This is a genomic window from Klebsiella sp. BIGb0132 (genome assembly GCF_024810075.1).
Taxonomy (GTDB): Bacteria; Pseudomonadota; Gammaproteobacteria; order Enterobacterales; family Enterobacteriaceae; genus Klebsiella; species Klebsiella terrigena.
This window is the reverse complement of record NZ_JANUDW010000001.1, coordinates 765938-779546: the sequence shown is the minus strand read 5'-3', so window position 1 is coordinate 779546 and position 13609 is coordinate 765938. Positions and strand designations below refer to the sequence as shown.

General features: G+C 56.6%; 12 protein-coding genes. 8 read left to right on the top strand and 4 right to left on the bottom strand.

The genetic code is table 11. The features are described 5' to 3' along the window. Positions 1-147: 147 nt before the first annotated feature. Entirely contained in the window at positions 148-1035 is an 888-nt protein-coding gene (rhtA, locus tag M2416_RS03560; protein WP_076945007.1) for a threonine/homoserine exporter RhtA, read from the bottom strand. 353 nt (positions 1036-1388) lie between these two features. Between rhtA and ompX the strand changes: the two genes are divergently transcribed. Then, positions 1389-1898, top strand: coding sequence for an outer membrane protein OmpX (gene ompX / locus M2416_RS03555; RefSeq protein WP_076945008.1), 510 nt, complete (start codon positions 1389-1391; stop codon positions 1896-1898). Between the two features lie 104 nt (positions 1899-2002). On the opposite strand, the gene M2416_RS03550 is transcribed toward ompX, so the two are convergent. Both M2416_RS03550 and mntS read right to left on the bottom strand, forming a co-directional pair. Then, positions 2003-3580, bottom strand: coding sequence for a phosphoethanolamine transferase (locus M2416_RS03550; protein ID WP_076945009.1), 1578 nt, complete (start codon positions 3578-3580; stop codon positions 2003-2005). A 268-nt stretch (positions 3581-3848) separates the two neighbouring features. Beyond that, positions 3849-3974 carry a manganase accumulation protein MntS gene (gene mntS, locus M2416_RS03545; protein WP_041144714.1) on the bottom strand — a complete coding sequence of 42 codons (126 nt, stop codon included), beginning with the start codon at positions 3972-3974 and terminating at the stop codon, positions 3849-3851. A gap of 183 nt (positions 3975-4157) precedes the next feature. Here mntS and mntR point away from each other — a divergent pair, with 183 nt between their 5' ends. From mntR to M2416_RS03515, 6 genes are all read left to right on the top strand, one after another. Further along, positions 4158-4631, top strand: a complete 474-nt coding sequence (gene mntR, locus M2416_RS03540) for a manganese-binding transcriptional regulator MntR (protein WP_076945010.1) — start codon at positions 4158-4160, stop codon at positions 4629-4631. Then, positions 4628-5740: an anion transporter gene (locus M2416_RS03535; RefSeq protein ID WP_259222141.1), complete on the top strand. Its 1113-nt coding sequence runs from the start codon at positions 4628-4630 to the stop codon at positions 5738-5740. The genes mntR and M2416_RS03535 overlap by 4 nt, the downstream gene beginning before the upstream one ends. Positions 5741-5847: 107 nt before the next feature. Next, positions 5848-6885 carry an aldo/keto reductase gene (locus tag M2416_RS03530; protein ID WP_259222140.1) on the top strand — a complete coding sequence of 346 codons (1038 nt, stop codon included), beginning with the start codon at positions 5848-5850 and terminating at the stop codon, positions 6883-6885. A 161-nt stretch (positions 6886-7046) separates the two neighbouring features. Next, on the top strand, positions 7047-8420 hold the full coding sequence (locus M2416_RS03525; protein ID WP_259222139.1) for a glycoside hydrolase family 1 protein: 1374 nt from the start codon (positions 7047-7049) through the stop codon (positions 8418-8420). A 105-nt stretch (positions 8421-8525) separates the two neighbouring features. Then, positions 8526-9845: a PTS sugar transporter subunit IIC gene (locus M2416_RS03520; protein WP_045854577.1), complete on the top strand. Its 1320-nt coding sequence runs from the start codon at positions 8526-8528 to the stop codon at positions 9843-9845. 12 nt (positions 9846-9857) lie between these two features. Then, positions 9858-10571 carry a GntR family transcriptional regulator gene (locus tag M2416_RS03515; protein WP_076945013.1) on the top strand — a complete coding sequence of 238 codons (714 nt, stop codon included), beginning with the start codon at positions 9858-9860 and terminating at the stop codon, positions 10569-10571. 63 nt (positions 10572-10634) lie between these two features. Here M2416_RS03515 and ldtB read toward each other — a convergent pair whose 3' ends face one another. Further along, on the bottom strand, positions 10635-11555 hold the full coding sequence (gene ldtB / locus M2416_RS03510; RefSeq protein WP_115193996.1) for a L,D-transpeptidase: 921 nt from the start codon (positions 11553-11555) through the stop codon (positions 10635-10637). A gap of 369 nt (positions 11556-11924) precedes the next feature. On the opposite strand from ldtB, the gene M2416_RS03505 reads away from it, so the two are divergent. After that, positions 11925-13520: an ABC-F family ATPase gene (locus tag M2416_RS03505; RefSeq protein ID WP_076945014.1), complete on the top strand. Its 1596-nt coding sequence runs from the start codon at positions 11925-11927 to the stop codon at positions 13518-13520. Positions 13521-13609 lie beyond the last annotated feature (89 nt).

Genomic DNA, 13609 nt, shown 5'->3' with positions numbered 1-13609 from the left:
GGATACGCAGAAGGCGGTGTCGGTAGTCTCTATCGGTTTGATAGCGCAGGCTTGTTGATAATTTAAAAAGGTATTTAACTCAATGGGTTGAGTTTTTTATGCGTCAGCGCTGTACGGCGCGGCGGCCGTACAGAACCGTCTGACAATTTAGCCAATATCGACTTTTTTGAGCTTCGTTTCCCGCCGCATGGTCAGCGTCGAACCCATCGAGGCGAGGATAATTGCCCCCAGCGCCAGGGTTTGCGTGAAGGTCAGCGTCTCGCCAAGGAACACCATTCCCGACAGCGCGGCAAGGGCGGGCTCCATGCTCATCAGCGTGCCGAACGTTTTGGTCGGCATGCGGGTCAGGGCGATCATTTCCAGCGAGTAGGGGAGCGCGGTAGAGAGCACGGCGATCGCCAGGCCCAGCGGCAGCAGCGACCACTGGAATAGCGTATCCGTTGCCTGCAGCATACCCAGTGGCACAAAAATCACCGCGGCAATGAGCGAGCCCATCGCCACCGTTGCCGGGCCGTGCTCTTCGCCCGCGCGCTGGCCGGTAAGAATATAGACCGCCCAGCAGGCCCCGGCGCCCAGCGCCAACAGCGCACCGGTGAGATCGACCTGCGCCACGTCCTGCCCCAGCGGCAGGAGATACCATAGCCCCAGAACCGCCAGAACCACCCATACGAAGTCGAGCGGACGCCGCGAGCCAAAGAGGGCCACCGCCAGCGGGCCGGTAAACTCGAGGGCCACCGCAATGCCCAGCGGTATGCGCTGAATTGAGAGATAGAACAGATAGTTCATCGCCCCCAGCGCGAGGCCGTAAAAGAGCAGCGGCAGGCGCTGTTCGCGGGCGAAGCGCAGCCGCCAGGGCTTGAAAATGACCACCAGAATCAGGGTGCCTAGCGCCAGGCGCAGGGCCGTCACGCCGGGCGCGCCAACCAGAGGGAAGAGCGATTTCGCCAGCGACGCGCCGCTCTGAATAGAGATCATGGCGATTAAAATAACAGCCGTCGGCAACCACGCCGGGACCTTACGGGACGAGCCGGGCATCCTTTCTCCTGTCAAAATTTGTCAAAACCGGTAAAGGTTCCAGTGTAAATGAATTACCCAACCGCAGTTGAGCTATTGTTGAAAAAATCCCCGGAGAGAGGAGTACAATCGGAAGCGCGCCGCTGAAACACTCGTCTGGTGATTAGGAATAATCTGGATGCACGTCCGGCGAGCGACGCGCATAAATATGATTGTATCCGCTAAAAACGGTTGTTTTCCAGTTTGTTATAGTTTTGTGGAAACTTTTGGTTACATGAAAAAGTATGTTAGACAGTGTAAAGCGGAAAGAGTTTCCCGAAAGTTTTTGATATATTTAAGACTTAGGACTTATTAGAAACACATTTGAGGTGGTTATGAATAAAATTGCACGTTTTTCAGCACTGGCTGTTGTACTGGCTGCATCCGTAGGTACCGCGTTCGCTGCAACTTCTACCGTGACCGGTGGTTATGCTCAGAGCGACATGCAGGGCGAAGCGAATAAAGCAGGCGGTTTCAACCTGAAGTACCGTTACGAGCAAGACAATAGCCCGCTGGGTGTTATCGGTTCCTTCACCTACACTGCAAAAGATCGCACCGAATCTGGCGTATACGAAAAAGGCCAGTACTACGGCATCACCGCTGGTCCAGCTTACCGCATCAACGACTGGGCAAGCATCTACGGCGTAGTGGGTGTGGGTTACGGTAAATTCCAGGACAACAGCTACCCGAACAAAGCTGACATGAGCGACTACGGTTTCTCCTACGGCGCTGGTCTGCAGTTCAACCCGATCGAAAACGTTGCTCTGGACTTCTCTTACGAGCAGTCTCGCATTCGTAACGTTGACGTTGGTACCTGGATCGCGGGCGTTGGTTACCGCTTCTAATCACTTCGGTGATATAAAAAATCCGCCTCACAGGGGCGGATTTTTTTTGTCTGTCATTCGGTAAAACCCGTCGCCATCAGCATCCCGATGGCGAATGAGGTGGCCTACTGGGTGGTGAACAGGTCGCTACCCAGATGGGTATAGTCCACTTTTTGCAGCTGGAAGTTGGTGATGAAAACCGGTCCGGCCTTTTGCTCGGAGATAAAGCGATAGCGCGGCTTTATTTCCTCGGCGGCAATCCCGGTCCACTGCGAGAAGAAGCCGAGGAAATCGTTGGCCGAGCGGCGGGCTTTGATAACCTTGTGCGCTTTATCATCGCTGGACAGCACCATGAACGGCACCTGGAAGTTCTGCTGGAACTTATCGTCGTGCGCCAGGTACTGCACCTCTTTCCCGCGCTCCTTGAAGGCCAGGCCGTGATCGGAGAAATAGGTCATCGAGAAGCTGTCGCCGGAGTTCTGCAGCTGGCTATAGAGTTTGCCCAGCAGGGCGTCGGTTTGCGTCATGCTGTAGAGGTAGCACGAGGTCTCCTTCGACTGCACGAATACCGTATATTTTCCCCTGGTGCGGTCGCAGGCCTGCGGGTGTGAGCCCATCAGGTGCAGAACGATCAGCTGCGGCTGAGTGCGCTGGGTCGACAGGACCTGCTCGGTTAGCTTCAGCAGCTGCTCGTCCTGGGTGTTTTTGTTGGCCTCAAAATCGCCGTTTTTGAGGAACTGCACCTCGTCGGCGCGTTTGGCAATACTGGCAATCGCCGTATCGTACTCACCGATTTGCCCCTGATTCGAGAACCACCAGGTCTGGAAGCCCGCGCGGTTGGCCAGCGTGACGAAGTTATCCTGGTACTGCGGCTTGCCGTCAACGACCCGGTTAAGCGTCAGGCCCAGCGACTTTTGCGTTGAACCGCTGGCCGCAATGTAGTCGTTGAACAGATAGCCGTTCACCGAGCTGGCGAAAGGGGTGTTGTCCCAGTGGCCGCCGAAGGCGCCGAGCGCGTCGCGCCGCGCGCTTTCGCCAATCACCACCACGTACAGGTGATATTTGGGCTTCACCGCCACGACGTGCCAGCTGTCCTTGATATTCGCCAGCTGCGCCATGCGCGCCTGCTCATCCAGCACCTCGTTGTTATTTACCACCACGTCTTTGACGAAGCGCAGAGCCGGGTAGCCGGTATCAATCACCTTGAAGACGCCGCCCCAGGCCAGATTTTGTACCGGCTGGAGGAAGAAGATACCGACGCTGAACAGCAGGCCGAGGCTGTCCATTTTGCTCCAGCGCTTGCGTTCGTCCGGCTTGCGACGTACGGCAATGACGCCCAGCGCAAAAATAAACACCGCCAGCAGATAGCTGTACCACGGGAAGATGGTCAAAATTTCGGTGGATTCTTCGACGTTGGTGGCGTGCAGCGCCAGCAGCGTATTGAAATTGGGCGCACCGTAGGCCTGGCCAAACGGATAATAGAGCGCGGCAAGCAGCGAGTAGCCGCCGACCACTACCTTCTGCGCGCGCGGAAAGCTGCGCCACAGCAGATGTAGCACGCATGTAAAGGCAACGGCATAGAGCAGGCTAAAATCGTAGCCAAGGGCCAGGTTAATCAGCAGAGACTGTAAAAAGTAGAATCCGGTCCACGGGTTCAGGACCAATCCACGAGCGACCAGCGTTTCTTTCAGGGTGAGGTTCATAGTTAACAATCAAAAAGACGCCATGTGCATCCCCTGGCATCAAGGGGTAAAACCTGCTGGACAGTGCCGGAAGAGGGTCTCTGCGAGCCGCAGTAGTGGCAGGGCTGACAAACGATAGGGCTTGCAAATGCTAAGGTCAACTAGCCATAACGGATTGTTTTGGGAGAAAGCTTACAAAACTTGAAAAAAGCGGGTGAAAGGCGGGGAAACGGACCAGTATGACGGGGAATTATGACCGAAAAATGAAGCGGCGTGCCGCGACGCCGCGTTAGTTGCCCGGTTTGTCCTGCTCTTTTTTGCCGTTGAGCAGGTCACACAGCATGCCGATTAGCATTAAGCGTACTTTAAATGGAGAGTGGGTAAACACCTGTAAGCACCTCTTGAGTTCGTTCATCGTAACCTCCTGTGCTTTCGCCCTTCGTTCGCTGAAGGATGTCTGCATTACATACAGATATAGCACAGGCTATATTTTATAGCTATGGCTAAAAAGTTAATTTTTTGTGCTACGGGCCCAATCATTTACAATGGCCCTCTTTGAGATGACGCTTGCTGCGTCACACGTATTTGAGGAAGCACAATGAACCGTCGCGCAGGCAAACAAATAACAAAAAAAGTGACGCAGCTAGTGAATGTTGAAGAGCACGTTGAGGGGTTTCGTCAGGTGCGTGAGGCGCATCGTCGCGAGCTGATTGACGACTACGTTGAGTTGATTTCCGATCTGATCCGCGAGGTGGGCGAAGCGCGTCAGGTCGATATGGCCGCGCGTCTGGGCGTTTCGCAGCCGACGGTCGCGAAAATGCTCAAGCGCCTGGCCACCGTAGGTTTGATCGAGCAGATCCCGTGGCGCGGGGTCTTTTTAACCCCGGAAGGCGAGAAGCTGGCGCACGAAAGCCGCGAACGTCATCAGATTGTGGAAAACTTCCTGCTGGTGATCGGCGTCAGCCCGGAGATTGCCCGTCGCGATGCCGAAGGGATGGAGCATCACGTGAGCCAGGAGACGCTGGAGGCTTTTAGCCAGTTCACGCTCAAGTACGGGCCGCACGGAGAATGAACCTGCCCTTTATTCAGGCGCTGGCGGGTGACCGCTTCCTCCATTTACTGCTGATTATTGCCGGCGTATTAAGCATTTTTGTGCCCTTTGCCCCTGCCAGCTGGCCTCAGGCTATCGACTGGCAGACGATTATTACCCTCAGCGGGCTGATGCTGCTGACCAAAGGGGTCGAGCTGAGCGGCTATTTTGACGTGCTGGGCCGCAAAATGGCGCGGCGGTTTGTGACCGAACGGCAGTTGGCCATCTTTATGGTGCTGGCGGCGGCGCTGCTTTCCACCTTCTTAACCAACGATGTGGCGCTTTTTATCGTCGTTCCGCTGACCCTGACGTTAAAAAAATGGTGCGCTATTCCGGTTAACCGGCTGATTATTTTCGAGGCGCTGGCGGTGAACGCCGGCTCGCTGCTGACGCCGATCGGCAATCCGCAAAACATTCTGCTGTGGGGACGCTCCGGCCTCAGCTTCCCGGCATTTATCGGGCAGATGCTGCCGCTGGCGGCGGCGATGATGGTAACGCTGCTGGCGCTGTGCTGGTGCTGTTTTTCAGCCGTACGCCTCACTTATCACAGCGGCGAGCGGGTGCCCTCCTGGCGGCCAAAGCTGGTCTGGGGCTGCCTGGCGCTGTATCTGGTTTTCCTGACGGCGTTAGAGATGAAGCAGGGACTTTGGGGCCTCGCGCTGATCGTCATCGGCTTTTTGCTGCTGGCGCGGGTGGTGATTATCAACGTTGACTGGTCCCTGCTGCTGGTCTTTATGGTGATGTTTATTGACGTTCACCTGCTGATCCAGCTGCCGGCCCTGCATCAGCTGCTGAGCAGCGTCGGCCAGCTCTCCCCAGGCGGCCTGTGGCTGACGGCGATCGGCCTGTCGCAGTTCATCAGCAACGTCCCGGCAACTATTCTGCTGCTCAACTACGTTCCGCCGTCGACGCTGCTGGCCTGGGCGGTGAACGTCGGCGGCTTTGGCCTGCTTCCCGGCTCGCTGGCCAACCTGATTGCCCTGCGCATGGCGGCGGACAGGCGCATCTGGTGGCGCTTTCATCTTTACTCTCTGCCGATGCTGCTGTGGGCGGCGTTGGTGGGCTACGCCATCCTGCACTTCGGGTTCTGATATTCGGAGGATTGGGCAAGAAACGGACAGAATCTCCCCATTCGCACTCGTGCGGGCGGGAGTATAACTATAGCGCTGACGTTCATTATCCTGATGAGGAGAGTCCGATGCGTTATAAAAAACTCGGAAATACCGGTCTGTTTGTCTCTGAACTGTGCCTTGGCACCATGACCTTTGGCGGTGAAGAGGGGATGTGGGGCAAAATTGGCCAGCTGCGCCAGGCGGAAGCCGAGCAGCTGGTGGGCAGCGCGCTGGATGCTGGCATTAACTTTATCGACACCGCAAACGTCTATTCGGAAGGGCGTTCGGAAGAGATAACCGGCCAGGCGCTAAAAAATCTCAAGGTCCCGCGCGAAAACGTGGTGGTCGCCACCAAGGTGTTCGGTGAAACCGGCACCGCTGGCGTTAACTCCCGCGGTAGCTCCCGCTACCACATTCTCAGCAGCGTCAAAGAGAGCCTGCGCCGCCTGCAGCTCGATCATATCGATCTCTACCAGCTGCATGGCTTCGATCCGGCGACACCCGTCGAAGAGACCCTCTACGCCCTCGATACCCTGGTCCGCCAGGGGCACGTCCGCTATATCGGCATATCGAACTGGGCGGCCTGGCAGATCGTCAAGGCGCTGGGTATTGCTGAACGCCTCGGGCTGGCGCGCTTTGCCTCCCTGCAGGCTTACTACACCATCGCCGGGCGCGACCTCGAGCGCGAGCTGGTGCCGATGATGCAGAGTGAAGGGCTGGGGCTGATGGTCTGGAGCCCGCTGGCGGGCGGATTGCTGAGCGGCAAATATACCCGCGATGGCCAGGGGGAAGCGGGCGGCCGTCGGCTGGAATTTGATTTCCCGCCGGTGAATAAGGATCGCGCCTTCGATTGCGTGGACGCGATGCGCGAGGTGGCGGACGCCAAAGGCGCGACGGTCGCGCAGGTCGCGCTCGCGTGGCTGCTCCATCAGCAGGCGGTGACCAGCGTGATTATCGGCGCCAAACGCGCGGATCAGCTGGCGGATAATATTGCCGCCACTCAAATCCAGCTCAGCGAAGAGGATCTGCGGAAGCTGGATGCGGTGAGCGCGCTGCCGCGCGAATATCCCGGCTGGATGCTCGAGCGGCAGGGCGAATATCGCCGCAATCAGCTTAACGATTAATCCTGTTCGTTCCTCAACGGCGGGCGCTGTCCCGCCGCTTTCTACCCTCTCTTTTCGAAATCGCTCACAAAAACGACACAACCCCTTTGCGTGATTTATCATTTCATTCTATATGACTAGTCATGAATTTTTAATGACTAGTCATAGTAACGGAGCGAACGATGAAGGCACTGGCAAAGGATTTTTTATGGGGCAACTCGGTTTCCAGCATGCAGACGGAGGGGGCGTGGAATGAAGGTGGAAAGGGGATGTCGGTTTACGACATTCGCGAGCCCTCAGAGTTTGCCTCTGACTGGAAGGTGGCGACCGACTCCTACCATCGCTATGAAGAAGACTTTGATTTAATGCAGGATCTAGGGATGAACTGCTACCGCTTCCAGATTTCGTGGAGCCGCATTTGCCCGACCGGCGATGGCGAGTTCAACGAAGAAGGTATCGCCTTCTACCACCGCTTTATCGACGCTCTGATTGCCCGCGGCATTGAACCGATGATTTGCCTGTACCATTTTGACATGCCGCTGGCGCTGGCGAATGAGTACAACGGCTTTATCGATCGCCGCGTGATGGAGGCGTTTGTACGCTACGGCAAGAAAATGATCGACTGCTACGGCGACAAGGTGAAGTACTGGCTGACCTTCAATGAGCAGAATATTTTCCACATGCCGATTGCGTTCCGCATTGCGGGCTATATGCATGGCGATGAAACGCTCCGCGAGCTGTACGCGATCCAGCATTACACCATGATGGCGCACGTCCATCTGACCGCGTACCTGCACGAAACCCAGCCCGGCAGGCTGATGGGCGGAATGCTGGCGCATCAGCTTATCTACCCGGCGACCTGCCGGCCGCGCGATATTTTCTGCGCTCAGCAGCATGATGAGTTTCTCAACCAGAACCTGCTGCGCGTCTATGCCGGCCAGGGCTACAGCCCCGAGGTCATGGCCGTGGTCGCCCGTGAAGGCTTCGAGGATATCTATCGCGCAGAGGATTTAGCCCTGATTGCGCAGAATAAAAATGACTATATGGCCTTTAGCTATTACGCCAGCCGCACGCTCAGCAGCGATCCGATCCCGGAAGGCACCGAGGTGAACTACTACATGCAGTTTGGCGATAAGGACAACCCGTACCTGAAGTCTACGGAATGGAACTGGCAAATCGATCCGCTCGGCTTTCGTACCATCATCACCCGCTACTACAACGACTGGCGCCTGCCGGTATTCCCGATTGAAAACGGTATCGGGGTGATTGAGTCCTGGGATGGCGAAAACATGATTGCCGACGACTATCGTATCGCCTATCACCGCGACCATATCAACGCCATGAAAGAGGCGATTTTTGAGGACGGCGCGGAGGTGATTGGCTATCTCGGCTGGGGGCTTATCGACATTCTCAGCTCGCAGGGCGATATGCGTAAACGCTACGGGGTGGTGTACGTCAACCGTGAAAACCACGATCTTAAAGACCTAAACCGCGTGCCGAAGAAAAGCTATGCCTGGCTGAAACGTGCGATCCACAGCAACGGCGAAGAGATGTAGTTCGCGCGGGCCGCACCGGGTTACCTCCGTCAGATTTCAGGCTGCGGGCGCGCTGCCTGCAGCCTGACGGGGAATACGGGTAAGTGATGAAGAGGATTCTGCAAAATGTCTGATAATACAACGTCCAGTATGCAGTCTTTGACCGATCGCTTTGTTGAGTTTTCCGCGCGTATCGCCAACCAGGTACACCTGCGTTCGCTGCGCGATGCGTTTGCCGGGGTCATGCCAATTTTCATTCTGGCAGGGCTGGCGGTGCTGGTGAACAACGTGGTGTTTCCCTGGATCCTGGAGGGCGAGACGCTGGTGCGCTTTAAGGTATGGGGCGATGCGATTATCAACGGGACGTTGAATATCGCCGCGCTGCTGATTGCGCCGATGATCGCGTGGTCGCTGGCGCGCAACAAAAACTTCGCTAACCCGGTTTCGACCGTCGTTATCGCTATTTGCAGCTTTATTATTATGATGCCGATGCAGGTGGATCTGGTGCCGGTTGGCGGGAAGGCGACGGTCAGCCTGACGTCGGTACTGACCTTCGCCAATATCGGCTCTACCGGCATTTTCGCCGGCGTGCTCATCGGCCTGGTGGCGACGGAACTCTTTATGCGCATCGCCGGGATCAAGCGCCTGACCATCAATCTCGGGGAGAACGTGCCGCCGGCGGTGGGCCAGTCGTTTTCTTCGCTCATCCCAGCCATTCTTACGCTGTCGCTGTTTGCGGCGCTGGCCGCCCTGCTGAATAACCTGCTGCACACCGATCTTATCCATCTGATCACCACGCTTATCCAGCAGCCGCTGCGCTTGATTAATACCAGCCTGCCGGGGACTATTTTTATCTACAGCTTCGGCAACTTCCTGTTTACGCTGGGTATTCATCAATCGGTTGTGAATAGCGTGGTGCTGGAACCGTTCCTGCTAATTAATACCAACGAGAATATGCTGGCCTACGCCAGCGGCCAGCCGATTCCACATATTATTAACAATATTTTCGTGCCGACCTTCGGCATGGTGGGCGGCACCGGCAGCACCATTTCTCTGCTGATCGCCATTTTTCTCTTCTCGCGTCAGCAGGCCTCGAAGCAGGTGGCGCGTCTGGCCATTACCCCGGGGCTGTTCAATATCAACGAACCGGTGATTTTCGGTCTGCCGATCGTTTTCAACGTGCCGCTGATGATCCCGTTCGTGCTGCTTCCCGCCATCGGTATATTTTTCGCCTGGATGTGTACCACGCTCGGGCTTATGTCGCGCTGCGTGGTGATGATCCCGTGGACCACGCCGCCGGTACTCAGCGCCTGGCTGGCAACGGCGGGGGACTGGCGGGCGGTGGTGGTGCAGTTGATAATCATCATCTTTGGTGTATTCTTCTACCTGCCATTTCTCAAAATATCTGAGAGAGTGGCCTTAAAAAACAATGGGATAAATGAATAATAAGGAAGGACGATGGCGGCGAAGTATCTTTTGATCGCGCGGGAAATTAAAAAGCGGATTATCAGCCAGCAGTACCCCGCCAGCATGCCATTACCCGACCAGTTTGCGCTGGCGGCGGAGTTTAACACCAGCAGGATGACCATCCAGCAGGCGATGCGCCAGCTTATTGTTGAAGGATTGATTTATACCCGCAAGGGGCAGGGCACCTTCGTGCGTAAAAACTTTCTTCAGCTTTCGCAGTGGGATCTTCCGGGAAGCGACTATTTTGGCGCCACCAAAACCTGGGCCCACCTGGGGGCGGTCAGCAGCAAGGTGGTGCGCTTCGAGCTGCGCTTTCCCAGCGAGAAGGAGCAGACTTCGCTGCTGATTAATGCCGATTCGCCGGTTTATGACTTCGTGCGCCTGCGGTTGCTCAACGACGAGCCGATGTCGCTGGACGCCACGGTGATGCCGGTGAATCTGGTACCCGGCCTGAATAAAAGCCACCTCGAAAGCTCCGTATTCCAGTATGTTGAAACGCTTGGGCTGAAGATAATGGGGTCGTACCGCGTGGTGCGCGCCATTAAGCCCGGCGAGCTCGAACAGCAGCACCTGGTGTGCGAAGCCGGCGATCCGGTGCTGGAAGTTGAGCAGGTTATCTACCTGGAGGACGGTACGCCGCTGGAGTATGCCCACTGTCACTACCGCTACGATCACGGCGGCATCGTTATCGTGAACAACGGCTGACGTCAGGCGAAAAGAAAAGGGCGAGGTTTTCACCTCGCCCTTTTTTGCGCACGGCGCTCAGGATCAGTTCAGACGTACCGGCATACCGGAACGGTTCTGCACCGCCTGCTCAACCACGCTCTGATCGACGTCTGACTGGCCGGTGACGGCCTGTACGGATTTGTTCAGCGTAATCGGGACGATCTCACCGCCCTGGAACTGGGCTTCGGTGGTCGACAGCGGGTTGTGGACTTCAACATAGCGGCTGCCGTCCGGCTCGCTGGTGGCTTTCACCGGCTCATCGATAAATTCGACTCGGGTGCCGACCGGCACGTTCTCAAACAGGAATTTGATATCGTCGTTGCGCAGACGCACGCAGCCGTGGCTGACGCGCAGGCCGATACCGAAGTTGGCGTTGGTGCCGTGGATCGCGTACAGACGACCGATGTAGAGCGCGTACAGACCCATCGGGTTGTCAGGACCGGCCGGCACTACGGCCGGCAGCGGGTTACCGGCTGCGACGTATTCGGCGTGCATTTTCGCCGTCGGCGTCCAGGTCGGGCCAGCTTTCTTGCGCTCAACCTTGGTCACCCAGTTGATCGGCGTATCTTTGCCCAGCTGGCCGATACCAATCGGCAGCACGATCACGGTGTTGGTGCCTTTCGGGTAGTAGTAAAGACGCATTTCCGCGCTGTTGATCACGATACCTTCATGCACGGTGTCCGGCAGAATCAGCTGCTGCGGGATATTCAGCACGGTACCGCCTTTCGGCAGGTAGGTATCGACGCCCGGGTTCGCTTCCAGCATGTTGGACAGACCCATCTGGTATTTGGCGGCGAAGTATTCCAGCGGCTGTTTGTTGTCGTCCGGAACCGTGACAACCTGGTTCTGGCCAATCAGTCGGCTACCGTCGGTCGGCAGAGGATAGGTTACAGCGGATGCTGTGTTGCAAAAGCCCACGATGGCGAAGGCTGCCGCAAGGAGTGTCGATAATTTCATATTCATCATGTCGTGTGCGATGTTAAAGCCACACAGGCCTTTGTTAGATTTTTCAGGGAGTAGATGGGAGCGCATTATATGTGCATTCCCGCCAACAGGGAAATGAGATGTGTACGAAATCACACTTTTTTGCTGCTTGTTTCAAGTGTCGTCCTTTAACCGGCGAAGCCGCGCCGTCACAGGGGCGATCGCACGGCATGCCTGGGGCCGCCGGGCCGCCGCTGAGGCCTGCAGGACGCCGGCGGCGGGGGGCAAAAGGCGCCGTACGCGGCGTCAGCGGTAAGGGAATTCACCGCAGACCGTGAAAAGAGATGGTTTTGCTGGCATAATGTCCGATGTGTCACACTTCTCATTCTCTTTTTTCAGGATAACCCCGTGCTAGTATCCAGCAACGTCACCATGCAGTTTGGCAGCAAGCCGCTGTTCGAAAACATCTCCGTCAAATTTGGCGGCGGCAACCGTTACGGCCTGATTGGCGCCAACGGTAGCGGTAAATCTACCTTTATGAAGATCCTCGGCAACGATCTGGAGCCAACGCTGGGCAACGTGTCCCTCGATCCGAACGAGCGTATCGGTAAGCTGCGTCAGGACCAGTTCGCGTTCGAAGAGTTCACCGTGCTGGATACGGTCATCATGGGCCACGGCGAGCTGTGGGAAGTGAAGCAGGAGCGCGATCGCATCTACGGCCTGGCGGAAATGAGCGAAGCCGACGGCTATAAGGTGGCGGATCTGGAAGTGACCTACGGCGAGATGGACGGCTACTCCGCTGAAGCCCGCGCCGGTGAACTGCTGCTCGGCGTTGGTATCCCGGTAGAACAGCATTACGGCCCGATGAGCGAAGTCGCTCCCGGCTGGAAGCTGCGCGTCCTGCTGGCCCAGGCGCTGTTCTCAAACCCGGACATCCTGCTGCTCGATGAACCGACGAACAACCTCGACATCGACACCATTCGCTGGCTGGAGCAGACGCTCAACGAACGTGACAGCACCATGATCATCATTTCGCACGACCGTCATTTCCTTAACATGGTGTGTACCCACATGGCGGATCTCGACTACGGCGAACTGCGCGTGTATGCCGGTAACTACGACGAATACATGACCGCGGCCACCCAGGCTCGCGAGCGTCTGCTGTCTGATAACGCCAAGAAAAAGGCGCAGATTGCCGACCTGCAATCCTTCGTCAGCCGCTTTAGCGCCAACGCCTCTAAATCACGTCAGGCGACTTCTCGCGCCCGTCAGATTGATAAAATCAAGCTCGACGAAGTGAAGGCCTCCAGCCGTCAGAACCCGTTCATGCGCTTCGAGCAGGACAAGAAGCTGTTCCGTAACGCGCTGGCTGTCGAAGAACTGGCGAAAGGTTTTGATAACGGCCCGCTGTTTAAAAAATTCAATCTGCTGCTGGAAGTGGGCGAGAAGATTGCCATTCTGGGTGCCAACGGCGTGGGTAAAACTACCATGCTGAAAACCCTGGTTGGTGAACTGACGCCGGATAACGGTACCGTTAAATGGTCCGAGAATGCGCAGATTGGCTACTACGCGCAGGATCACGCCGAAGACTTCGATAACGATCTGAGCGTGTTCGACTGGATGAGCCAGTGGAAGCAGGATGGTGACGACGAGCAGGTTGTGCGCAGCTTCCTCGGCCGCCTGCTGTTCAGCCAGGACGATATCAAAAAGCCGGCCAAAGTGCTGTCAGGTGGCGAAAAGGGCCGCATGCTGTTCGGTAAGCTGATGATGCAGAAACCCAACATTCTGGTGATGGACGAACCGACCAACCACCTGGATATGGAATCTATCGAATCGCTGAACATGGCGCTGGAGATGTATCAGGGCACCCTGATTTTCGTCTCCCACGACCGCGAGTTTGTCAGCTCGCTGGCGACCCGCGTGATTGAAATTACGCCGCAGCGCGTCATCGACTTTAGCGGTAATTACGAAGATTATCTGCGCAGCAAAGGCATCGACGGTTAACGTCCGCCGCCCGCCCCGGCACGCGCCTGCGCTGCCGGGGAGTGAACATAAAGCCCCGGTCAGCCTCGCGCGACCGGGGTTTTTTATTG